The sequence below is a fragment of the Acidovorax sp. M14 genome (assembly GCF_049331375.1).
Lineage (GTDB): Bacteria > Pseudomonadota > Gammaproteobacteria > Burkholderiales > Burkholderiaceae_C > Acidovorax.
Genome location: NZ_CP186263.1, coordinates 1,064,151 through 1,086,290, shown reverse-complemented (window position 1 = coordinate 1,086,290; position 22,140 = coordinate 1,064,151). Strand labels below are relative to the sequence as shown.

The 22,140-nt window shown below is 61.2% G+C and carries 21 protein-coding genes and 1 tRNA gene; 12 read left to right on the top strand and 10 right to left on the bottom strand.

Going from position 1 to position 22,140, the window contains the following annotated elements:
- Positions 1-35 precede the first annotated feature (35 nt).
- The 3 genes from grxD (at position 36) to ACOYR4_RS05065 (ending at position 3,035) form a co-directional block, all read left to right on the top strand.
- Entirely contained in the window at positions 36-359 is a 324-nt protein-coding gene (gene grxD / locus ACOYR4_RS05075; protein WP_060984143.1) for a Grx4 family monothiol glutaredoxin, read from the top strand.
- Positions 360-515: 156 nt separating this feature from the next.
- Positions 516-1,523: an AAA family ATPase gene (locus ACOYR4_RS05070; RefSeq protein WP_015012725.1), complete on the top strand. Its 1,008-nt coding sequence runs from the start codon at positions 516-518 to the stop codon at positions 1,521-1,523.
- A gap of 168 nt (positions 1,524-1,691) precedes the next feature.
- The gene (locus ACOYR4_RS05065) at positions 1,692-3,035 is read left to right on the top strand and encodes a hemolysin family protein (protein ID WP_295937625.1); all 1,344 of its coding nucleotides are present in this window, start codon (positions 1,692-1,694) and stop codon (positions 3,033-3,035) included.
- Between the two features lie 36 nt (positions 3,036-3,071).
- Here the strand turns inward: ACOYR4_RS05065 and ACOYR4_RS05060 are convergent, their stop codons facing one another.
- On the bottom strand, positions 3,072-3,779 hold the full coding sequence (locus ACOYR4_RS05060; RefSeq protein WP_015012723.1) for a lytic transglycosylase domain-containing protein: 708 nt from the start codon (positions 3,777-3,779) through the stop codon (positions 3,072-3,074).
- Positions 3,776-5,518 carry a proline--tRNA ligase gene (locus ACOYR4_RS05055; protein ID WP_295937630.1) on the bottom strand — a complete coding sequence of 581 codons (1,743 nt, stop codon included), beginning with the start codon at positions 5,516-5,518 and terminating at the stop codon, positions 3,776-3,778. The genes ACOYR4_RS05060 and ACOYR4_RS05055 overlap by 4 nt, the downstream gene beginning before the upstream one ends.
- Before the next feature lie 93 nt (positions 5,519-5,611).
- Here ACOYR4_RS05055 and ACOYR4_RS05050 point away from each other — a divergent pair, with 93 nt between their 5' ends.
- On the top strand, positions 5,612-6,289 hold the full coding sequence (locus ACOYR4_RS05050; protein WP_209817604.1) for an RNA pyrophosphohydrolase: 678 nt from the start codon (positions 5,612-5,614) through the stop codon (positions 6,287-6,289).
- Positions 6,290-6,402: 113 nt separating this feature from the next.
- Here ACOYR4_RS05050 and proB read toward each other — a convergent pair whose 3' ends face one another.
- From proB to rplU, 4 genes are all read right to left on the bottom strand, one after another.
- A complete protein-coding gene (gene proB, locus ACOYR4_RS05045) occupies positions 6,403-7,545 on the bottom strand; it encodes a glutamate 5-kinase (RefSeq protein ID WP_343736465.1) in 1,143 nt (380 codons plus the stop codon).
- An 89-nt stretch (positions 7,546-7,634) separates the two neighbouring features.
- Positions 7,635-8,705 (bottom strand): Obg family GTPase CgtA, encoded by a 1,071-nt coding sequence (gene cgtA, locus ACOYR4_RS05040; RefSeq protein WP_422848836.1) that lies wholly within the window; start codon positions 8,703-8,705, stop codon positions 7,635-7,637.
- Between the two features lie 170 nt (positions 8,706-8,875).
- Entirely contained in the window at positions 8,876-9,133 is a 258-nt protein-coding gene (gene rpmA, locus ACOYR4_RS05035; RefSeq protein ID WP_005794180.1) for a 50S ribosomal protein L27, read from the bottom strand.
- Between the two features lie 15 nt (positions 9,134-9,148).
- Entirely contained in the window at positions 9,149-9,460 is a 312-nt protein-coding gene (gene rplU, locus ACOYR4_RS05030) for a 50S ribosomal protein L21 (RefSeq protein ID WP_005794184.1), read from the bottom strand.
- Positions 9,461-9,695: 235 nt separating this feature from the next.
- Between rplU and ACOYR4_RS05025 the strand changes: the two genes are divergently transcribed.
- From ACOYR4_RS05025 to ACOYR4_RS04990, 8 genes are all read left to right on the top strand, one after another.
- On the top strand, positions 9,696-10,625 hold the full coding sequence (locus ACOYR4_RS05025) for a polyprenyl synthetase family protein (protein WP_422849624.1): 930 nt from the start codon (positions 9,696-9,698) through the stop codon (positions 10,623-10,625).
- Positions 10,626-10,665: 40 nt separating this feature from the next.
- A tRNA-Pro gene (locus ACOYR4_RS05020) sits at positions 10,666-10,742 on the top strand.
- 133 nt (positions 10,743-10,875) lie between these two features.
- Entirely contained in the window at positions 10,876-12,615 is a 1,740-nt protein-coding gene (gene pilB / locus ACOYR4_RS05015) for a type IV-A pilus assembly ATPase PilB (RefSeq protein ID WP_209817611.1), read from the top strand.
- 20 nt (positions 12,616-12,635) lie between these two features.
- Positions 12,636-13,856, top strand: coding sequence for a type II secretion system F family protein (locus ACOYR4_RS05010; RefSeq protein ID WP_422848835.1), 1,221 nt, complete (start codon positions 12,636-12,638; stop codon positions 13,854-13,856).
- Positions 13,856-14,728 (top strand): prepilin peptidase, encoded by an 873-nt coding sequence (locus ACOYR4_RS05005; protein WP_422848834.1) that lies wholly within the window; start codon positions 13,856-13,858, stop codon positions 14,726-14,728. The genes ACOYR4_RS05010 and ACOYR4_RS05005 overlap by 1 nt, the downstream gene beginning before the upstream one ends.
- A 9-nt stretch (positions 14,729-14,737) precedes the next feature.
- Entirely contained in the window at positions 14,738-15,358 is a 621-nt protein-coding gene (gene coaE, locus ACOYR4_RS05000; protein WP_422848833.1) for a dephospho-CoA kinase, read from the top strand.
- Between the two features lie 85 nt (positions 15,359-15,443).
- Entirely contained in the window at positions 15,444-16,199 is a 756-nt protein-coding gene (zapD, locus tag ACOYR4_RS04995) for a cell division protein ZapD (RefSeq protein ID WP_060987282.1), read from the top strand.
- Positions 16,200-16,288: 89 nt separating this feature from the next.
- Positions 16,289-16,507, top strand: a complete 219-nt coding sequence (locus ACOYR4_RS04990; RefSeq protein ID WP_291445553.1) for a DNA gyrase inhibitor YacG — start codon at positions 16,289-16,291, stop codon at positions 16,505-16,507.
- A gap of 117 nt (positions 16,508-16,624) precedes the next feature.
- Here ACOYR4_RS04990 and ACOYR4_RS04985 read toward each other — a convergent pair whose 3' ends face one another.
- From ACOYR4_RS04985 to secA, 4 genes are all read right to left on the bottom strand, one after another.
- Positions 16,625-17,095: an NUDIX domain-containing protein gene (locus ACOYR4_RS04985; protein ID WP_422848832.1), complete on the bottom strand. Its 471-nt coding sequence runs from the start codon at positions 17,093-17,095 to the stop codon at positions 16,625-16,627.
- On the bottom strand, positions 17,073-17,945 hold the full coding sequence (locus ACOYR4_RS04980) for an ATP-binding protein (protein WP_422848831.1): 873 nt from the start codon (positions 17,943-17,945) through the stop codon (positions 17,073-17,075). The genes ACOYR4_RS04985 and ACOYR4_RS04980 overlap by 23 nt, the downstream gene beginning before the upstream one ends.
- A 61-nt stretch (positions 17,946-18,006) precedes the next feature.
- A complete protein-coding gene (gene argJ, locus ACOYR4_RS04975; RefSeq protein WP_422848830.1) occupies positions 18,007-19,236 on the bottom strand; it encodes a bifunctional glutamate N-acetyltransferase/amino-acid acetyltransferase ArgJ in 1,230 nt (409 codons plus the stop codon).
- A 96-nt stretch (positions 19,237-19,332) separates the two neighbouring features.
- A complete protein-coding gene (gene secA / locus ACOYR4_RS04970) occupies positions 19,333-22,089 on the bottom strand; it encodes a preprotein translocase subunit SecA (RefSeq protein ID WP_422848829.1) in 2,757 nt (918 codons plus the stop codon).
- Positions 22,090-22,140: the final 51 nt, after the last annotated feature.

Genomic DNA, 22,140 nt, shown 5'->3' with positions numbered 1-22,140 from the left:
CCCTGCCCGCCAGCCCCTTTACCAGGAGTTTTCCCATGAGCGACACCCAACAACGCATCGACGCCCTCGTCAAATCCAGCGACATCTTGCTGTTCATGAAGGGCAGCGCCAGCTTCCCCATGTGCGGTTTCTCCGGCCGCGCCATCCAGATCCTGAAGGCCTGCGGCGTGGACCCCAAGAGCGTGGTCACCGTCAACGTGCTGGAAGACGACGCAATCCGCCAGGGCATCAAGGAATACAGCAACTGGCCCACCATCCCGCAGCTGTACGTGAAGGGCGAGTTCATCGGCGGCTCGGACATCATGATGGAGATGTACGAATCGGGCGAACTCAAGCAGGTGCTGGGCACCGAGGGCTGATCGACGCAGCCGTTGCGCCACCCGCCATCAGGCCGCCTTCGGGCGGCCTTTTTGTTTGCCCGCAACAGAGGCACCAATCAGGGGCTTTTCCGATGGAGCAGCGGGCATGTTGTGTGCTTGAATGATTGCGTGACGTAATCCTCACAGGAGCATGCAATGACCAGCCATAGCCTTGTTCCCCAGTCCCCCGCCCTGCGCCTGCCGGTGGCCCAGATGCGCAACGTGTTCCATCCGGGTGATGTGGAACGCAAGCTGGCCCGGTTGCAAGAGTCGGGCAACCAGCGCGAATACGAAACCCTGCGCACCGTGTACGAACGCATGCTGGAGCGTGGCCCGGAGCGTTTTCAGGTCAAGCCCTCGGGCGTGCCCGACATGGCCAGCCTGTACGAGCAGTTGCCCAACTTCACCGAGGTGCTGGACGACGTGAAGCGCCACGTGGCGCTGGCGCAGGACAGCAGCGACGGCCTGGAAGTCACGCCCATGCTGCTGCTGGGCCCGCCCGGCATCGGCAAGACCCACTTTGCACGCCATCTGGCCGAGCTGCTGGGCACGGGCATGAACCTGCTGCCGATGAGTTCCATGACCGCTGGCTGGCTGCTGTCGGGCTCGTCCGCACAATGGAAGGGCGCGCGGCCTGGCAAAGTGTTTGAAGCGCTTGTGGAGGGCGAATACGCCAACCCGGTCATCGTGGTGGACGAGATCGACAAGGCCAGCAGCGATGCGCAGTACGACCCACTGGGCGCGCTGTACAGCCTGCTCGAATACGACACTGCGCAGAGCTTTACCGACGAGTTTGCCGAGGTGGCCATCGACGCGAGCCAGGTGATCTGGATCACCACAGCCAACGACACACGCGGCATTCCCGACCCCATCCTGAACCGCATGAACGTGTTCGAGGTGGAGGCGCCCACGCTGGATCAGGCCCGCACCATCGCCCGCAACCTGTACCAGGGCATCCGCGCGGGGCATGACTGGGGCCGCCTGATCGACCCCGAACCGCTGGACGACGTGCTGGACCACCTGGCCCAGATGCCCCCGCGCGAGATGCGGCGGGCGCTGATGACCGGCTTTGGCAACGCGCGGCTGGACCGCCGGTCTACCGTGGAGATCACCGATCTGCCCAAGGCGGCCACGGGGCGCAGCCGCATCGGCTTTGTGCAGTAAGTAGCGCGGTCGCCTGCTGGTGTCGCCTCCCCCGCCACGCCAAGCAAAGGCCTGGCGCGGGGTTAGCACTATCCACCCAGGCAGCATCAGCAGGCCGGCGCACAAGGTGCGCAGATACACTTGGTGGCCCGTGGCACACACACCGTGCACCGGCTCCACCCTCGTCCCATGACCCTGTCCCAAAGCCTCTTCGTGATCGGGCTGCTGATTGCAGCCAGCGCCTTTTTCTCCATGGCCGAGATTTCGCTCGCGGCCGCCCGCCGCCTGCGCCTGCGCCAGATGGCCGACGAAGGCGACGCGCGCGCGGACCGGGTACTGCGCATGCAAGAGCAGCCAGGAGACTATTTCACGGTGGTGCAGGTGGGGCAAAACGCCGTGGCCATCCTGGGCGGTATCGTGGGCGAAGGGGCGCTGAGCCCGCATTTCAGCGAACTGTTTGCGCTGTGGATGTCAGGGCCCACGGCCGAGCGGGCGGGGTTTCTGGCGTCTTTCCTCATCATCACCTCGCTGTTCATCCTGTTTGCCGACCTGTTCCCCAAACGCCTGGGCATGGCCGAGCCCGAACGGCTGGTGATACGGCTGGCACAGCCCATGGCGTGGTGCATGACGCTGCTGCGGCCGCTGGTATGGTTCTACAGCCGGGGGGCGGATGCGCTGTTCCGCCTGTTGGGCTTGTCGTCACTGCGGGACGACCGCATCACATCCGACGACATCCTTGCCATGATGGAGGCCGGTGCCCGCGCCGGGGTGCTGGCAGCGCGCGAGCAACAGGTCATCACCAACGTGTTTGAGCTGGACACGCGCACTGTGTCCAGCGCCATGTCGCCGCGCGACCGGGTGGCGTTCTTCCTGCGCGACGAGCCCGACTCGGTGATCCGCCTGCGCATTGCGGCCGAGCCGTTTTCGACCTACCCGGTCTGCGAGGGCGACATCGACCATGTGGTCGGCTATGTGGATGCCAAGGACCTGTTTCAGCGCGTGCTGAACAACCAGCCGATTTCACTGGCCGACGACAGCTTGGTGCGCAAGGTGCTGATCGTGCCCGACCGGCTCACCTTGTCGGAAGTGCTGGAGCAGTTCCGCCAAGTGCACGAGGACTTTGCGGTCATCGTGAACGAATACAGCCTGGTGGTGGGCGTGGTCACGCTGAACGACGTGATGAGCACCGTGATGGGTGACCTGGTGGGCCCGGTGGATGAGGAGCAGATCGTGCGGCGGGACGAAAACTCCTGGCTCATCGACGGTGTGACGCCCATCGAGGATGTGCTGCACGCACTGTCGCTGGACGAGTTGCCGCACACCGGCGAATACGAAACCCTGGCGGGCTTTCTGATGGTGATGCTGCGCCGCGTGCCGCGCCGCACCGACAGCGTGAGCTGGGGCGGCTACAAGTTTGAGGTGCTGGACGTGGACAGCTACCGCATCGACCAGGTCATGGTGTCCCGGCTGGGCGCGGCCTCTGTCGGCACTGCGGCGAACCCGTCAGCCCCCGCAGCAACCACCGCGCAGTGACCGGGGCCCGGCCGGTGTCATGCCCAGTCCACTAATTTAAGCGGCGGGCGACTGCGGCCGGTCGGCAAACAGCCACTTGCGCTGGGCCGCAAACACGGCATCCGGGTAGGGCGACCGGCCTCGGCTCCCGTTGTAGCGGCCCAGGGCCATGAACAGGTCGCCCTGCTCTCGGTCAATGTAGTGACGCAGGATGACGCAGCCAAAACGCAGATTGGTCTGCATGTGAAACAGCTTGCCCGGGTCGCCGTCGCCAATCACGCGCGTCCAGAACGGCATGACCTGCATGTAGCCCCGCGCTCCGACGCTGGACACCGCAAACTTGCGGAATCCGCTTTCCACCTGGATCAGCCCCAGAACCAGGGACACATCCAGCCCCGCGCGCTTGGATTCGTACCAGACCGTCTGCAGGAAGTCGCGACGCACCTCCAGGTCCGGCTTGCGCGGGCGCAACCGATCGCTCTGCGTGCCCAGCCACCGCAGGTAGTGCAGGCGCGCTTCGGTGGTGAAAAACTCCGGCTCAGGCGGTGCCTGGTTGGCAATGGCCGAACTCAGTGCGGTACGCACCGAATCCATCAGGGGCTCCTCCAGCTGCCCGCCGGCGTGCGCCACCTGCGGAGCACCCAGCCAGGCAGCGGGCGCTGCCAGTGACGCCAGCGACACCAGGCAGCCGCGGCGCGACAGCCCCCCGGGGCCGCCAGCGGCAGCAACCCACGGAGCGTTCAAGGGGGCGCCGCTCTTGCTCATACGGCCATGCGGCCCTTCACGTGGGCCAGGATGTCGGCCACGGCCACCTTGGTGGCTGCGGTGTCACGGCGGTGCTGGTACTCGACCACACCTTCCTTCAGGCTCTTGTCGCCGATGGTCACGCGGTGGGGCACGCCGATCAGTTCCCAGTCGGCAAACATGGCGCCGGGACGCTCGCCACGGTCGTCCAGGATCACGTCCACGCCTGCGGCCAGCAGGTCGGCATACAGCTGCTCGGCCGTGGCCTTGACGGCCTCGCTGCGGTCCATGCCCACGGGGCAAACCACCACCGTGAACGGTGCAATGGCGTCCGGCCAAATGATGCCGCGCTCATCGTGGTTTTGCTCAATAGCGGCAGCGGGCAGGCGCGTCACGCCAATGCCGTAGCAACCCATCTCGAAGAACGCCGGCTTACCATCGTCGCCCAGGAAGGTTGCGTTCATGCCCTTGCTGTATTTGGTGCCCAGGTAGAACACATGGCCCACTTCGATGCCGCGCTCGATCGCCAGCTCGCCCTTGCCGTCCGGGGAGCGGTCGCCCGCTACTACGTTGCGCAGGTCAGCCACCATGTCGGGCTCGGGCAGGTCACGACCCCAGTTGACGCCGGTGATGTGAAAGTCCACTTCGTTGGCGCCGCAAATCCAGTCCGCCATCACAGCAACTTCGCGGTCCACCACGATCTTCAAAGGTTTCTTGAGGCCAATGGGGCCCAGGTACCCCGGCTTGCAGCCAAAGTGGTCCTCGATTTCGCCCAGCGTCGCAAAGCGGAAGCCCGCCAGTCCGGGCACCTTGCCCACCTTGATCTCGTTCATGTCATGATCGCCGCGCAGCAGCAGCAGCCAGACCTGGGTCTTGACAATCTCGCCGGCTTCGTTGGTTTCGTCCGTGGCCAGCACCAGCGACTTCACGGTGGTGTTGAGTGGAACACCCAGCAGTTCCGCCACATCGGCGCAGGTGCTCTTGCCCGGGGTCGCCGTCTTGGTCAGCGCCTGCGTGGCAGCGCCGCGTGGTCCGGCGGGGGCCAGGGCTTCGGCCTTTTCCATATTGGCGGCGTAGTCGCTCTGCGGACAGTAGACGATAGCGTCTTCACCGGTTGCAGCAATTACCTGAAACTCTTCCGACAGGTCGCCCCCGATGGCGCCACTGTCGGCGGCCACGGCGCGGTAGGTCAGGCCGAAGCGGTCAAAGATCCGCCGGTAGGCCTGCGCCATCACCTGGTAGCTGGCCTTGGCGGCAGCCTGGTCTCGGTCAAAGCTGTAGGCGTCCTTCATGATGAACTCTCGGCCGCGCATGAGGCCAAAGCGGGGACGGCGCTCGTCGCGGAACTTGGTCTGGATCTGGTAGAAGTTCTTCGGCAACTGCTTGTAGCTCTTGAGCTCCTGGCGTGCGATGTCAGTGATCACTTCTTCGCTGGTCGGCTGCACCACAAAGTCGCGCCCATGGCGGTCCTGGATGCGCAGCAGCTCAGGGCCCATTTTCTCAAAGCGGCCCGTTTCCTGCCAGAGCTCGGCGGGCTGCACTACCGGCATGGTCAGCTCCACGGCGCCAGCGCGGTTCATTTCTTCGCGCACGATGGCTTCCACCTTGCGGATCACGCGCAGGCCCAAGGGCATGTAGTTATAGATGCCAGCGCCCAGCTTCTTGATCAGCCCGGCCCGCGTCATGAGTTTGTGGCTGACCACTTCGGCATCCGCCGGAGCTTCCTTGAGGGTGGAAATGAAGAATTGGGAGGCTTTCATCGGGAATCGATTGCAGGCAGAACGGGGCCGTCCACTTGCTGCGCGCTAGGCGCCGTGCATAATGGACACAGTTTAAAAATTTGGGGTTTGATTATGCTTGACCGGGACGGCTTTCGGCCGAACGTCGGCATCATCCTGCTCAACCAGAAAAACCAGGTGTTTTGGGGCAAGCGCATACGCACCCACAGCTGGCAGTTCCCGCAGGGTGGCATTGACCGGGGCGAAACCCCCGAGCAGGCCATGTTCCGCGAGCTGCATGAGGAGGTGGGATTATTGCCCAACCACGTTCGCGTGGTGGCCCGCACCCGGGACTGGTTGCGTTATGAGGTGCCTGACCGGTACATCCGCCGCGATGCACGCGGCCACTACAAGGGCCAGAAGCAGATCTGGTACCTGCTGCAATTGATGGGGCACGACTGGGACCTGAACCTGCGCGCCACCAACCACCCGGAGTTTGACGCTTGGCGGTGGAACGACTACTGGGTTCCACTCGATGTGGTGGTCGAGTTCAAACGTGGCGTTTACGAGATGGCGCTCACCGAGCTGGCCCGCTATCTCCCGCGCCACGAGCAGCGCAACCGCTATTTGCGCAGTGGCTTGCGCACCAGAGAGGGCGAACACACCGGCGCGGCGAACATGTTTCGCACGGGCTCCATGCTCGTCAATCCGGGCATGGAACTCCCGCCAGGGGCCAGCTTCGACCCCGATCCGCAAAACAGCATGCCGGGGGAGCTTGACGGTATCCCATCGGTATCAGACACACCGCGCTGACCCAGGACCACTCCATGCAAAACGCCTGCAAATGCAGGCGTTTTGTTTTGGTAGATGGATCGTCCCTCAGCCCAGAACCGATGCACAAGCTGATCGATGCACGCTGTGAATCTCTAGGCGCCCTGCGCCAGGACGAGATTGTCGCGGTGAACCATCTCCGGCTCCGCCATGTAGCCCAGCAGTTTCTCAAACTCCGTTGAAGGCTTGCGGCACAGCAGGCGTGCTTCGGCAGCCGCATAGTTGGCCAAGCCACGTGCAATCTCGGCTCCCGACCCGTCGCGCACGGCAATGACATCGCCACGCGAGAAGTCGCCCTCCACCGCCGTCATGCCGATGGGCAGCAGGCTTTTGCCCTCATCGCGCACCTTGGCCGCCGCGCCCGCATCCACCACCACGGAGCCGCGCAGCTGCAGGTGGTCGGCCATCCACTGCTTGCGGGCCTGCTTTTTCTGTGTCTGGGCGACCAGGAGGGTGCCCAGTGCCTCGCCATTCACGAGACGAACCAGCACATCGGGCTCGCGCCCCCAGGCGATCACGGTCGATGCGCCAGAGCCCGCCGCACGCTTGGCCGCCAGGATCTTGGTGATCATGCCACCCTTGCCGATGCTGGAGCCCGCGCCGCCCGCCATCGCTTCCAGCGCCAGATCACCTGCCTTGGCCTCGTGCACAAATTGTGCGGATGGATCACGGCGCGGGTCAGCGGTGTACAGCCCCTTCTGGTCCGTGAGGATGATCAGGGCGTCGGCTTCCACGAGGTTGGCCACCAGCGCACCCAGCGTGTCGTTGTCGCCAAACTTGATCTCGTCATTGACCACCGTGTCGTTTTCGTTGATCACCGGCACCACACCTAAACGCAGCAGCGTGAGCAAGGTGGAACGTGCATTGAGATAACGCTCGCGGTCGGCCAGGTCGGCATGGGTGAGCAGCACCTGCGCGCTGCCCATGCCCTGCTCGCGCAGCTTGGTTTCGTACATCTGCGCCAGCCCCATCTGCCCCACCGCTGCAGCAGCCTGCAACTCGTGGACTTCCTGGGGTCGCGTGGTCCAGCCCAGACGCTTCATGCCTTCGGCAATGGCGCCACTGGACACCATCACCACCTCGCGCGGTGCGCCCCCGTCGCCGCGTACCAGAGCGGCCAGTTGGCGACTCCACTCGCCGATGGCAGTTTCATCCAGTCCACGCCCTTCATTGGTCACAAGGCTGGAGCCCACCTTCACCACGATGCGGCGGGCATCTCTCAATACGCTGGAAACCATTTTAATGTCTTTGATGCCGATAGCGCTACTGCTTCATACCTGAGTAGCTATTAAAAATATAGCAAATCTTTGCTCCGGACCTCAAGGCGTCAAGCCGGCGCGTCACCCGCAAAGCGAGGATCCACCTCCACCGGCTCGTTCTCCGTGCGCTGCTCGGACTGCACGTGGCGGAAGATGGCGTGGATCAGCGGCTCGCAGCCTTCACGGGTCAATGCGGAGATCTCGAACACCGGCCCCTTCCATTTGAAGCGTTTCACAAAGTCCTTCACACGCGCCTCGCGCTCCTCGGCGGGCACCATGTCCAGCTTGTTCAAAACCAGCCAGCGCGGCTTGTTGTAGAGCTGCTGGTCGTATTTCTTGAGCTCGTTCACGATAGCTTTGGCCTGGGCTACTGGGTCCACCGCCTCATCGAACGGCGCCACGTCAACGATATGCAGCAACAAGCGCGTGCGCTGCAGATGGCGCAGGAACTGGTGACCCAAACCGGCGCCTTCGGACGCACCCTCGATCAGACCGGGAATGTCGGCCACCACAAAACTCTGCTCAGGCCCCACCCGCACAACGCCCAGATTGGGATGCAATGTGGTGAACGGGTAGTCCGCAATCTTCGGCCGCGCGTTAGACACCGCAGTGATGAAGGTGGACTTGCCCGCGTTGGGCATGCCCAGCAGGCCCACATCGGCCAGCACCTTCAATTCCAGCTTCAGATTCTTTTTCTCTCCGGGCCAGCCGGGCGTTTTTTGGCGCGGAGCGCGGTTGATAGCGCTCTTGAAACGCAAGTTGCCAAAGCCGCCATCGCCGCCCTTGGCAATGGTGATGACCTCGCCCGGTGTCAGCAGCTCATATAGCACCTCACCCGTCTCGGCATCGCTGATGATGGTGCCAACCGGCATCTTGAGTGTGATGTCGGTACCTGCAGCACCGAACATGTCGGAGCCCATGCCATGCTCACCGCGTTTGGCCTCATGGCGGCGCGAGTAGCGATAGTCCACCAAGGTATTCAGATTGGGGTCAGCCACGGCGAACACATGCCCACCGCGCCCCCCATCGCCACCATTGGGGCCGCCGAACTCCTTGTATTTTTCGTGCCGGAACGACACGCAGCCATTGCCACCATCACCAGCGGCAATGTCAATAAAGGCTTCATCGACGAACTTCATGGGGTATCCAGTTTACAAAAGGGTCCGCAGCATCCGCTGGCAATCCATTGTGGCGGAATGGCGACACGTACTCCAGCCACCACACACCAACAACACATCAGTAACGCGTACAGACCAAACAACAAAGCCCCGACAAAGCGGGGCTTCGATGAGTGCCAGAGGAAAAATCCTCAGGCGGGTGTCACATTGACCGTGGACTTGGACAATGCACCCTTGGTACCAAATGACACGTGGCCGTCCACCAAGGCAAACAGCGTGTGATCCTTGCCCACGCCGACATTGGTGCCGGGGTGGAAGCGCGTGCCACGCTGGCGCACGATGATCGAACCTGCGCTGATCAATTCACCACCGAACGCCTTGACACCCAGCATCTTTGGCTTGGAGTCGCGCCCGTTTCGCGTAGAGCCGCCGCCTTTTTTCTGTGCCATGACTAGCTCCTTCGATTAAGCAGCAATCGCACCGATTTGCAGCTCAGTGAACTGCTGGCGATGGCCTTGGCGTTTTTGATAGTGCTTGCGACGGCGCATCTTGAAGATGTGCACTTTGTCGTGCTTGCCGTGGGCCACGACTGTGGCTTTCACGGTTGCGCCGGACACCAGGGGTGTACCAACCTTCAGCTCAGCGCCGTTGCCGACTGCCAGAACTTGGTCGATCACAATTTCCTGGCCTACGTCCGCAGCAATCTGTTCTACTTTAATTTTTTCGCCGGAAGCAACGCGATACTGCTTGCCGCCGGTTTTTATGACCGCGTACATGTTGACCTCTTGATTTGAGTTCTGCAGACGAATTTCCGCAGAGCCCGCGATTATAGCGCTTCTCCCGACGTTTGACCAGCCCTCGCCGCACCAGTCGGCAAGGCGGGCGCCAAATACCGACGGGCGTCCAGCCCGCACGGCGCGCCTTCCTATAATTCCGGCACTTTCTGTGACCACCATCTTGACTGACCATACCGCCCCCGCTGCTTCCCCCCTCGCGCTCGTTGCACAAGACATGCACGAGGTTGACAAGGTCATCGGTCAGCGCCTGACATCCAGCGTCCCCCTGGTGGCCCAGATTTCACAGTACATCATCGCCGCCGGTGGCAAACGCCTGCGCCCTGCCCTGTTACTGATGGTATGCGGAGCCCTGGGCTACCGCGGCACACATCGGCACAGCCTGGCTGCGGTGGTCGAGTTGATTCACACAGCAACCTTGCTGCATGACGATGTGGTGGATGCATCCACCTTGCGCCGCGGCCGCCCCACAGCGAACGAAACCTTCGGCAACCCTGCCAGCGTACTGGTGGGGGACTTTCTGCACACCCGGTCATTCCAGATGATGGTCGAGGCCGGAAGCATGCGCATCATGGAAATCCTCTCCGAAGCCACGAACGTGATTGCCGAAGGCGAAGTGCTCCAGCTCATGAACATGCACGATGCATCGCTGGACGAAGCAGGCTACCTGCGCGTCATCCGATCCAAAACGGCCAAGCTGTTCGAAGCCAGCGCCCGTCTGGGCGCCATCCTTGCCAACAGCCCACCCGACGTGGAAGAAGCATGTGCAACTTACGGACAGGCACTGGGCACCGCGTTCCAGATCATTGACGACGTGCTGGATTACGACGGCGACGCCGCAGAAATGGGCAAAAATCTCGGGGATGACTTGCGCGAAGGCAAATCCACACTCCCGCTGATCGCCGCCATGGAGCGGGGGACCCCTAGTCAAGCGGAAGTGGTTCGCAACGCCATCGAACAAGGCTCGACCGAACAACTGGCAGAGATCGTGAGCATTGTCCGCCAGACCGGCGCCTTGGACGTTACGCGCGCCGCAGCGTTCGCCGAAGCACGCCGCGCCATGGCCGCCGCCCGACGATTACCAGCCAATGCCCACTCGGAGGGTTTGTTAGAATTGGCCTCGCAATTGCTTGAGCGGCGGAATTGAAATAAGTATTCAATCCATTTGCAAACGCGACTGCAATATGCGGGGTGTAGCTTAGCCTGGTAGAGCGCTACGTTCGGGACGTAGAGGCCGGAGGTTCGAATCCTCTCACCCCGACCAAAAAAACACTGCGCGTTCACGAGCCCAAGCCTTGGTTTGTGGCGCCGTTGCCAATATGCGCCGCTGTACAGCCTGTGGTTGATCGGTGATGATAGGATGGTTTCTTTTCCACACCTAACTCATTTCCGGTTACATGGCCGCTGTTGATACTGCCCTCAAAGAAGCTTCCGCAGTCGCTCTGCCTGGGCTTGGCCGTGCCCTGATGTCTGCTGGCAAACTGACCCAGAAGTCAGCGGAAGACATTTACAAAAAATCACAAATCAGCCGGACCAGTTTCATTGCTGAACTGACGGGTTCGGGCGCTGTTTCTGCAGCGGATCTCGCGCATACGGTGTCGGCAGTCTTTGGCGCACCTTTGCTCGATCTGGACGCCATTGATCCGTTGCGCTTGCCAAAGGAACTGCTGGATAACAAGATATGCCAGGCATATCGCGTGGTGGTTCTGAGCAAACGAAATAACCGACTAATCGTTGCAACGGCCGACCCGACGGACCAAGAAGCCGCAGAAAAAATCAAGTTCACCACTCAAATGGGGGTGGACTGGATTATTGCGGAGTATGACAAGCTCAGCCGACTAGTAGAAGCGACCACTAAATCCACGAGCGAGTCTATGGACACGCTAATTAGTGGAGGAGGCGATTTCGCTTTTGATGACGTTACCATCGAAGACGCTCCCGAGGAAGCTGACACGGGGACAACGGAAGTAGAAGATGCACCGATTGTCAAGTTTCTGCACAAAATGCTGCTTGATGCGTTTAATATGCGCGCATCAGATTTGCATTTCGAACCTTACGAACACCAATACCGCGTTCGATTTCGCATTGATGGAGAACTTCGCGAAATAGCCTCCCCTCCGATTGCCATCAAGGATAAGCTGGCGTCGCGTATCAAAGTGATTTCGCGACTGGATATTTCTGAGAAGCGCGTGCCTCAAGATGGCCGCATGAAGCTCAAGGTTGGGCCGGATCGAGTGATCGACTTTCGGGTGAGTACTTTACCAACCTTGTTTGGCGAAAAAATCGTTATCCGTATTTTGGATCCTAGTAGTGCCAAACTTGGTATCGATGCCCTGGGCTACGAGCCCGTAGAAAAAGAGCGACTACTCCAAGCCATCGGCCGCCCTTATGGGATGATTTTGGTCACGGGCCCTACTGGTTCAGGTAAAACAGTGTCTCTCTACACTTGCTTGAATTTGTTGAACAAGCCTGGCGTCAATATCGCAACAGCCGAAGATCCTTCCGAAATCAACTTGCCTGGTGTTAACCAGGTCAATGTAAATGAGAAGGCCGGATTGACTTTTGCCGTAGCATTGAAATCATTTCTGCGCCAAGACCCCGACATCATCATGGTGGGTGAAATTCGAGATCTGGAGACTGCAGACATTTCCATCAAAGCAGCGCAGACCGGCCACTTGGTGCTTTCTACTCTGCATACCAATGACGCCCCTACCACGCTCACGCGCATGCGCAACATGGGGATAGCGCCATTCAATATCGCATCCAGCGTGATCCTCATTACCGCGCAGCGACTGGCCCGTCGGTTGTGTCCGGTGTGCAAGGTTCCTGCCGACATCCCGCACGAAGCTTTAGTGGACGCGGGGTACCAAGAGCATGAGATTGATGGTTCATGGGTTACCTACCGTCCCGTCGGTTGTTCGGCCTGTAATAACGGCTACAAAGGGCGACTCGGTATCTATCAGGTAATGCCAGTTTCCGAAGAGATTCAACGCATCATCCTTCGTGATGGGAGTGCATTGGAGATCGCGGAGCAGGCTCGCGCCGAGGGTGTTCGGTCTCTGCGCGAATCGGGGCTCTACAAGGCCAAATTAGGCCTCACTTCGCTGGAAGAAGTGCTGGCTGTGACCAACGAATAATATTCGAGGACGATGGCACTATGGCTACCGCAGCATCAGCTAAAGATATTAAAGATTTTGTCTTCGAGTGGGAGGGCAAGGATCGCAACGGAAAGATAGTGCGAGGAGAAATCCGCGCACTCGGAGAAAACCAAGTACAAGCGACCTTACGTCGGCAAGGGGTTTTCCCCACTAAAATTAAAAAACGACGCATGCGCTCGGGCAAAAAAATCAAGCCCAAAGATATTGCACTTTTTACGCGTCAGTTAGCGACCATGATGAAGGCCGGTGTGCCACTTTTGCAGGCTTTCGATATTGTAGGTCGTGGCAATACCAATGCCAGCGTCACCAAGCTATTGAACGACATTCGCTCCGATATTGAGACAGGGACATCGCTCAACGGGGCTTTCAGAAAGTACCCAATGTACTTTGACAGCCTCTATTGCAATCTGGTAGAGGCCGGCGAAGCTGCGGGTATTTTGGAAGCCCTCCTAGACCGACTTGCCACTTACATGGAAAAGACTGAAGCGATCAAATCGAAGATCAAATCGGCTCTTATGTATCCTATTTCTGTGGTCATCGTTGCCTTCGTGGTGGTAACAGTTATCATGATTTTCGTGATTCCTGCATTCAAGGAGGTTTTTACCTCTTTTGGCGCCGATCTTCCTGCGCCCACTTTGTTCGTTATGGCTATAAGTGAAATATTTGTCAAATGGTGGTGGCTCATTTTTGGTGTTATCGGTGGTGGCCTTTTCTTTTTTATGCAGGCATGGCGTCGCAATGAGAAAATGCAGATGTTCATGGACCGACTTTTGCTACGCCTCCCCGTGTTTGGTGCCTTGATTGACAAATCATGCGTCGCGCGCTGGACTCGGACTTTGTCCACCATGTTTGCCGCTGGTGTACCACTCGTAGAGGCCCTCGATTCGGTGGGGGGAGCTGCTGGCAATTCGGTCTACTCCATGGCCACGGACAAAATTCAACAAGAAGTCTCCACAGGCACTAGCCTCACCGCAGCCATGGGAAATGCAAATATTTTCCCGTCCATGGTGCTACAGATGTGCGCTATCGGTGAGGAATCCGGCTCCATCGACCACATGCTCGGCAAGGCCGCAGACTTCTACGAAGCCGAAGTGGACGACATGGTCGCAGGCCTCTCCAGCCTGATGGAACCCATCATCATCGTGTTTCTGGGCACACTCATCGGCGGTATCGTGGTGTCGATGTACCTCCCCATCTTCAAGCTCGGTCAGGTTGTGTAATGGTGCTGGAAGCATGGTTGGATGCCGCTATCGGCGGTGTGATTGGTTTGCTTTTCGGCAGTTTTCTCAATGTAGTCATCTACCGCCTTCCCAAAATGATGGAAAGGCAATGGGCGGCAGAGCTGGCGCAGGTCGAGGCATCCAACCAGGGCAAAGAGCCGCCAGAGGACACAGAGCCCACCTTCAATCTCATGACGCCACGGTCCCGCTGTCCGGCTTGCGGGCATGTGGTTCGGTGGCATGAAAACATTCCGGTTGTGAGTTACCTGTTCTTGCGTGGGCGCTGCTCGTCCTGCAAGACACGCATCAGCCCCCGCTACCCGCTTGTCGAGCTGGCGACGGGGGCGCTGTTCTTTTTCTGTATGCACCGCTGGGGTGCGACACCCACAGGGTTGGCATGGTGCGGCTTTTCGGCCGCCCTGGTGGCTTTGGCGTTCATTGACTGGGACACCACACTCTTGCCAGATGACATTACCTTGCCCTTGCTCTGGGCGGGACTGCTGGCGTCGGCCCTGCAATGGACGAATGTGCCGTTGTTTGCCTCGGTCATGGGTGCAGCAGCAGGATACCTATCGCTCTGGCTGGTGTATTGGGGATTCAAGCTAGCCACCGGCAAGGAAGGGATGGGCTACGGAGACTTCAAGCTGTTTGCGGCTTTGGGGGCCTGGTTCGGCTGGCAGGCCCTGGTGCCCATCATTCTGATGTCTTCGGTCATTGGCGCCATCATCGGGATCGCCATGAAGATTTTCAGTAGCTTGCGTGAAGGTGGCTACATCCCATTCGGCCCCTTTCTCGTCGGCGCAGGGCTCACCGCGATGGCGTTTGGGCCCAACGCCATTCTGGGCACGGTGCTCGGGCTTTTGGGACTCTGACAGACCTCCATGGCAACCTCCCGACAGCCCTTGCGCGTGGGACTGACAGGCGGCATTGGCAGTGGCAAGAGTACCGTGGGCCAGATGCTGGCAGCCCTTGGCGCTGTCCTGATTGATGCCGACCAGATTTCCCGGGAAGTGACCGGGCCCGGAGGCGCAGCCATGTCAGCCATCCAAAGTACCTTTGGTGACGCGTATGTCGATGCATCGGGCGCGTTGGACCGCGCGCGCATGCGGCAACTGGCCTTCAGCCAACCGGAGGCCCGCAGCCAGCTGGAGGCCATCGTGCACCCTTTGGTGGCCCTGCACAGCGAGCAACGGATTGAGCAGGCCTTGCAGGCTGGCGCCGGATTGATCGTGCACGACATTCCTCTGCTCACAGAGTCCGGGCGGTGGGCTCGCCAGCTTGACGCCGTGGTGGTGGTGGACTGCACAGAGCAGACCCAGATCGCGCGGGTCATGCAGCGCAGCGGCCTGTCCGCCGAAGCTGTACAGGGCATCATGGCCTCACAAGCCACGCGCTCAGTGCGCAGGGCAGTGGCCGATGTGGTGATTGCCAACGAAGCACACTGCACACTGGAGCAGTTGCAGGCCGAGGTACGGCAAGTGGCCGCACTGTTCGGGCTATGATGCGTACGAAACCGTTTGTGCTTTCGCCCCATGCCGTGCGCCACCGGCGTCAGAATACTGCCTGAGCCTCCAGGAACCCGCCAGCGTGATCCTTTACGAATACCCCTTTAACGAGCGTCTCAGAACCTACCTGCGGCTGGAGCAGCTGTTCCGCCGCTTGGGGGAATTGATCCCCCGGCCCCACGCGCTGGATCACCACTTCGCCCTGGTCACGATCTTCGAGATCATGGACGTGGCCGCCCGGGCCGATCTGAAGTCGGATGTGCTCAAGGACATTGAAAAGCACAAGCACCAGCTCGACGCCTACCGGGGCAACCCCTCCATTTCGGAAGCTGCGCTCGACGCAGTCATCAGCCAACTGGACCGGTGCTTCGTGGCGCTCAACACCCAAAGCGGCAAGTCGGGCCACGCGCTGACGGAAAACGACTGGCTGATGAGCATTCGCAGCCGCATCGGCATTCCGGGTGGGACCTGCGGCTTTGACCTGCCCGCCTATTACGCGTGGCAGCACCATACTCCCGCAGTGCGCCAGCAGGCGCTGGAAGAGTGGGCCTCCACCCTGGCCCCCCTTGCCGAGTCGATCTATGTGTTGCTCAAGCTCCTGCGCGATTCAGGCGTGCCCCAAAAGGTGGCTGCCGAACGTGGGCAGTTTCAGCAAAACCTGCCCCAGGGCCGCACGTTCCAGCTGCTGCGACTTCGCATCGACCCGGCGCTGAACCTGATCCCGGAAATCAGTGGCAACCGTTTGATTGTCTCGGTGCGGCTCATGCGGTTGGAAGCTGATGGGCGTTTGCACGCCTGCAACGAAGACGCGGCGTTTGAACTGACCCTGTGCGCATAGGCCTCAGCAACCCCAAGCCCAGAGACTGCATAGCGCCGAGGCCCGCAGAAGATCGGGCCGGCCAATTTGAGCAAGAGGATCACCCCAGGATGCCCCACTCCCCAGCCCCCTCCTCGCAGGCGCGCATCGTCACCTGCCCCAGCTGCGGCGGCGATAGCGTGTACAGCCCCGCGAACGTGTACCGCCCTTTCTGCAGTGAGCGCTGCAAACAGATAGACCTTGGTGCATGGGCCAGCGAAAGCTTTCGCATGCCCACCGAAGCACCGCCAGACGACGCTCCCCATGGCGACCCGCGCCAGCAGCATTGACCAAGATTACAGGCTCCGTTCAAGAGCCATCTCGTCCAAAACCAGCGGTAGCGCTAGTACTGCATGCCTGAGCAGCTACCAATTCAATAGCACATCAGTCCCATACAGGCGGAGATTTCACTCCACCGCAGACTGCAAACCCCGTTCCTCGGCCAGCCAGTGCAGCACCGGATAGGCACCGGGCAGCACGGGAGACACCGTGATCGGCATCTGCTGCCAAGCCATGGCCTGGCCTTCGCGCATCTCGAACTCGCCGGTCCATTCCCAGACCTTGCACCAGTGCAGGCGAACCAGCGCGTGGGGGTAATCGTGTTCGGTCACTTTCCAGACGCTGGCCGGGCCGATGGTCACGCCCAGCTCCTCGATCAGCTCGCGTCGCAGGGCCTGCTCCACCGTCTCACCCGCTTCGAGCTTGCCGCCCGGAAATTCCCAGTACCCTGCGTAGGGCTTGCCCGGCGGGCGGGTGGACAACAGCATCGCGCCATCAGCGCGCAGCAGGATGCCCACAGCCACTTCGGTGTGTTTGCGTTCGGTAACGGCTGGCGTGCCATTGGGGGCGATATTTTCAGCCACCATGACGCCCCGCATAGTCGCGCGCAAACTGGTACGCCACGCGGCCGCTGCGCGAGCCCCGCTCCAGCGCCCAGACCAACGCCTCAGGCCGCGCCTCCTCAATGGCCTGCGCGGGCACACCGAACGACGACAGCCACTGCCCCACGATGGTCAGGTACTCTTGTTGGCTGAACGGGTAGAAGCTGACCCACAGGCCGAAACGCTCAGACAGCGAAATCTTCTCTTCCACCACCTCGCCCGGGTGCACCTCACCGTCTTCGGTGTGGGTGTAGGTGAGGTTATCGGCCATGTACTCCGGCAGCAGGTGGCGCCGGTTGCTTGTGGCGTAGATCAGCACGTTGGGAGTGGCCGCCGCCACCGAGCCGTCCAAGATCGACTTGAGCGCCTTGTAGCCTGGCTCGCCGTCCTCAAAGCTCAGGTCGTCGCAGAAGACGATGAATTTCTCGGGCCGGTCAGACACTACATCCACGATGTCCGGCAGGTCGGTCAGGTCGGCCTTGTCCACCTCGATCAGGCGCAGGCCTTCGGCCGCATAGGCGTTCAGGCAGGCCTTGATGAGCGACGACTTGCCGGTGCCACGCGCGCCAGTCAGCAGCACGTTGTTGGCGGGCTTACCCTGCACAAACTGCTGGGTGTTGCGCTCAATCTTTTCCTTTTGCGGATCGATTTCCTTGAGGTCCGCCAGCCGCATCGCGCCCACGTGGCGCACGGGTTCCAGCGTGCCATGCCCACTGCTGCGCTTGCGGTAGCGCCAGGCAATAGATGTGGACCAGTCGGGAGCCCCCAGCGGCTGGGGCAGTACCGACTCGATGCGGGCGATGAGCTGCTCGGCACGCTCGACCAAGCGTTCAAATTTTTCGTTCATTGTGGCGAAATGCGCTAGTGGAATGTGCCTTAGCAGCTATCACAAAGATAGCAAACCCAGCTCACGAGCGGTAGTCTGCGTTGATGGTCACGTACTCGTGGCTGAAGTCGCAGGTCCACACCGTGTCTGCGGCGGTTCCCCGCCCCAGCAGCACCCTCACGGTGATCTCGCTCTGCTTCATCACGCGCTGGCCGTCTTCTTCGCGATAGGCGGGGTTGCGCCCTCCTTGCAGCGCCACATGCACATCGTCCAGGTACAGGTCTATGCCGGTCTGGTCCAGGTCATCAATACCAGCGTAGCCGACGGCGGCCAGGATGCGGCCCAGGTTGGGGTCGCTGGCAAAAAAGGCCGTCTTGACCAACGGCGAATGGGCAATGGCGTAGGCCACCTTGCGGCATTCCTCACCGGTCTTGCCGCCCTCAACCCGCACCGTGATGAACTTGGTCGCCCCCTCGCCGTCGCGCACGATGGCCTGCGCCAGCTTTTGCGACACCGAGAGCATTGCCGCCTTGAGGGCTTGGCCGTCCGCACTGTCCAGCGAGGTCACGGGCGCATGCGCTGCCTTGTTGGTGGCAACAACCACAAAGGAGTCATTCGTCGATGTGTCGCCGTCGATGGTGACGCGGTTGAAGGAGCCGTCAGCCAGTTCACGCGCCAGTTGCTGCATGACGGCTGGGACCACACAGGCGTCCGTGGCCAGGAAGCCCAGCATGGTGGCCATGTTGGGGCGGATCATGCCCGCGCCCTTGCTGATACCCGTGATGGACACCGTGGCGCCACCGATCTGCACCTGCGCAGAGAATGCCTTGGGCAGTGTGTCGGTGGTCATGATGCCCTCGGCGGCACGCGCCCAGTGGCCGGGCTGCGCGTCGGCGATGGCGGCGGGCAGTCCCGCTTCGATGCGGTCGTTGGGCAGCGGCTCCATGATCACGCCGGTCGAGAACGGCAGGATCTGCTCGGGCGCCACGCTCAGCTGGCGGGCGAGCGCAATGCAGGTGGAGCGCGCACGCGCCAGGCCGTCTGCCCCCGTGCCCGCATTGGCATTACCGGTGTTGATGACCATGGCGCGGATGGGCTGGCCGCTGGCCAGATGCTCGCGGCTGATCTGCACCGGCGCTGCGCAAAAGCGGTTCTGCGTGAACACGCCGGCCACGCTGGCGCCCTCGTCCAGCAGGAACACGGTGAGGTCCTTGCGGTGGGCCTTGCGGACACCGGCTTCGGCAACACCGATGCGCAGACCCGCGATGGGGTGCAGATCGGCAGCAACGGGGGCGACTAGATTGACGGGCATGGGGGTCTTTCTCAAAAAACTGCGGCCGATTATCCGGAAAACCGTGGCGCGCCAATGAAAACACGGGCCGAAGCCCGTGTTGTCTGGATCAGGAAATCAAGCCAGTTTGCCGTGGCACTGCTTGTACTTCTTGCCACTTCCACAAGGGCAGGGGTCGTTGCGGCCCACGCGCATGCCTTCAGGCACCGCTTGCTGGGCCACGGTCTGTGCATCCACCGTAGTTTCCACCTCGCCGGTTTCGGTGGGTGCGGTGTAGGTCACGTTGGCAATGCTTTCGGCGCGCTGCTCCATGTCCTGCGCAGCCTGGTCGAGTTGCGCCTGCGACTGCACCTGCACGGTCATAAGGATCTTGGTGACCTCGTTCTTGACCTGGTCGATCAGCTGGCGGAACAGCTCGAAGGCCTCGCGCTTGTACTCCTGTTTGGGCTGCTTTTGCGCGTAGCCGCGCAGGTGGATGCCCTGGCGCAGATAGTCGAGTGCGCTCAGGTGATCACGCCAGTTGGAGTCAAAGTTCTGCAGGAGCACCACACGCTCAAACTGCGTGAAGTTCTCGCGGCCGACCTGCTCGACCTTGGCATTGAAGGCCGCATGTGCTGCCTGCAAGACCTTGTCCAGGATTTCATCGTCGGTGATCGCATTGGCGCCCTGCACTTCCTGCTGCAGCGCAATCGATACCTGCCATTCTTCTGCAAGCGCCTTCTCCAGCGCGGCCAGATCCCACTGCTCCTCTACCGATTCGGCAGGCACATACTGGCGCACCAGATCGGTCATGCAGTCTTCGCGCATGGCAGCGATCACGTCCGAAAGGTCCGTCGCGTCCAGGATGTCGTTGCGCTGCTGGTAGATCACCTTGCGCTGGTCGTTGGCCACATCGTCGTATTCCAGCAATTGCTTGCGGATGTCGAAGTTGCGGGCCTCCACCTTGCGCTGGGCCGACTCGATGCTGCGGGTCACGATGCCCGCTTCAATGGCTTCGCCATCGGGCATCTTCAGGCGGTCCATGATCGCTTTCACGCGGTCGCCCGCGAAGATGCGCATCAGCGAGTCGTCCAGGCTCAGGTAGAAACGCGAGGAACCAGGGTCGCCCTGGCGGCCCGAACGGCCACGCAGCTGGTTGTCGATGCGGCGAGACTCATGGCGCTCGGTGGCGATGATGCGCAGGCCACCCAAGGCCTTGACCTTCTCGTGGTCCACCTTCCACTGCTCGCGCAGCGCGGCCACCTTGGCGGCGCGCTCGGACTCGGACAGGGATTCATCGGCCTCGATGGCCGCCACATCCTTCTCGATGTTGCCGCCCAGCACGATGTCGGTACCACGACCAGCCATGTTGGTGGCGATGGTGATCATGCCCTCGCGCCCCGCCTGGGCCACGATATCGGCCTCACGGGCGTGCTGCTTGGCGTTGAGCACCTGGTGGGGCAGACCTTCCTTGTTCAGCAGCTGGTCGATGATTTCGGAGTTCTCGATCGACGTGGTGCCCACCAGCACGGGCTGGCCGCGCTCGTGGCATTCGCGAATGTCCTTGATCGCGGCTTCATACTTCTCACGCGTGGTCTTGTACACGCGGTCTAGCTGGTCGTCGCGCTTGCTGGGGCGGTTGGGCGGGATGACCATGGTTTCCAGGCCATAGATTTCCTGGAACTCATAGGCCTCGGTATCGGCCGTGCCCGTCATACCGGCAAGCTTGTTGTACAGGCGGAAATAGTTCTGGAAGGTGATGGAGGCCAGCGTCTGGTTCTCGGCCTGGATGTTCACGCCTTCCTTGGCTTCCACAGCCTGGTGCAGACCTTCACTCCAGCGGCGGCCCGACATGAGGCGGCCGGTGAACTCGTCCACGATCACGATCTCGCCGTTTTGCACCACATAGTGCTGATCGCGGTGGTACAGGTGGTTGGCCCGCAGCGCCGCATACAGGTGGTGCATCAGCGTGATGTTGGCCGGGTCATACACCGATGCGCCTTCGGCGATCAGGCCATGCGAGGCCAGAATGCGTTCGGCCGTCTCGTGGCCTTGCTCGGTCAGGAACACCTGGTGGGTTTTTTCGTCCAGCGTGAAATCGCCGGGCTTGGTCACGCCTTCACCCGTGCGGGGGTCGGCTTCGCCCTCTTGGCGCACCAACAGGGGCACCACCTTGTTCATGGCGATGTACATCGCCGTGTGGTCTTCCGCCTGGCCGCTGATGATGAGCGGCGTGCGGGCCTCATCGATCAGGATGGAGTCCACCTCGTCCACGATGGCGAAGTTCAGGCCCTGCTGCACGCGGTCCTGCGCCTCGTAGACCATGTTGTCACGCAGGTAGTCAAAGCCGTATTCGTTGTTGGTGCCGTAGGTGATGTCGGCCCGGTACGCCGCCTGCTTTTCTTCACGGGGCATGTTGGGCAGGTTGATGCCCACCGTGAGGCCCAGGAAGTTGTACAGGCGCCCCATCCACTGCGCGTCGCGGTTGGCGAGATAGTCATTCACCGTCACCACGTGCACGCCCTTGCCCGAGAGGGCATTCAGATACACCGGCAGCGTGGCCGTCAGGGTCTTGCCTTCGCCGGTGCGCATTTCGGCGATCTTGCCGAAGTGCAGCGCCATGCCGCCCAGCAACTGCACATCAAAGTGCCGCATCTTCATGATGCGCTTGGAGCCCTCGCGCACCACGGCAAACGCTTCGGGAAGGATGCTGTCCAGAGACTCGCCTTTGGCCACGCGGTCCTTGAACTCCTGCGTCTTGGCCCGGAGCTGCTCGTCCGACAGCTTCTCGTACTCGGGCTCCATCGCATTGATGCGGTTCACCGTCTTGCGGTACTGCTTGAGAAGCCGGTCATTGCGGCTGCCGAATATTTTGGTGAGGAAGTTGGTGGCCATGCGAACAGGACCGCCTGTCCCGCTGCCATCAGCGCGCCAGGCGACCGAAAT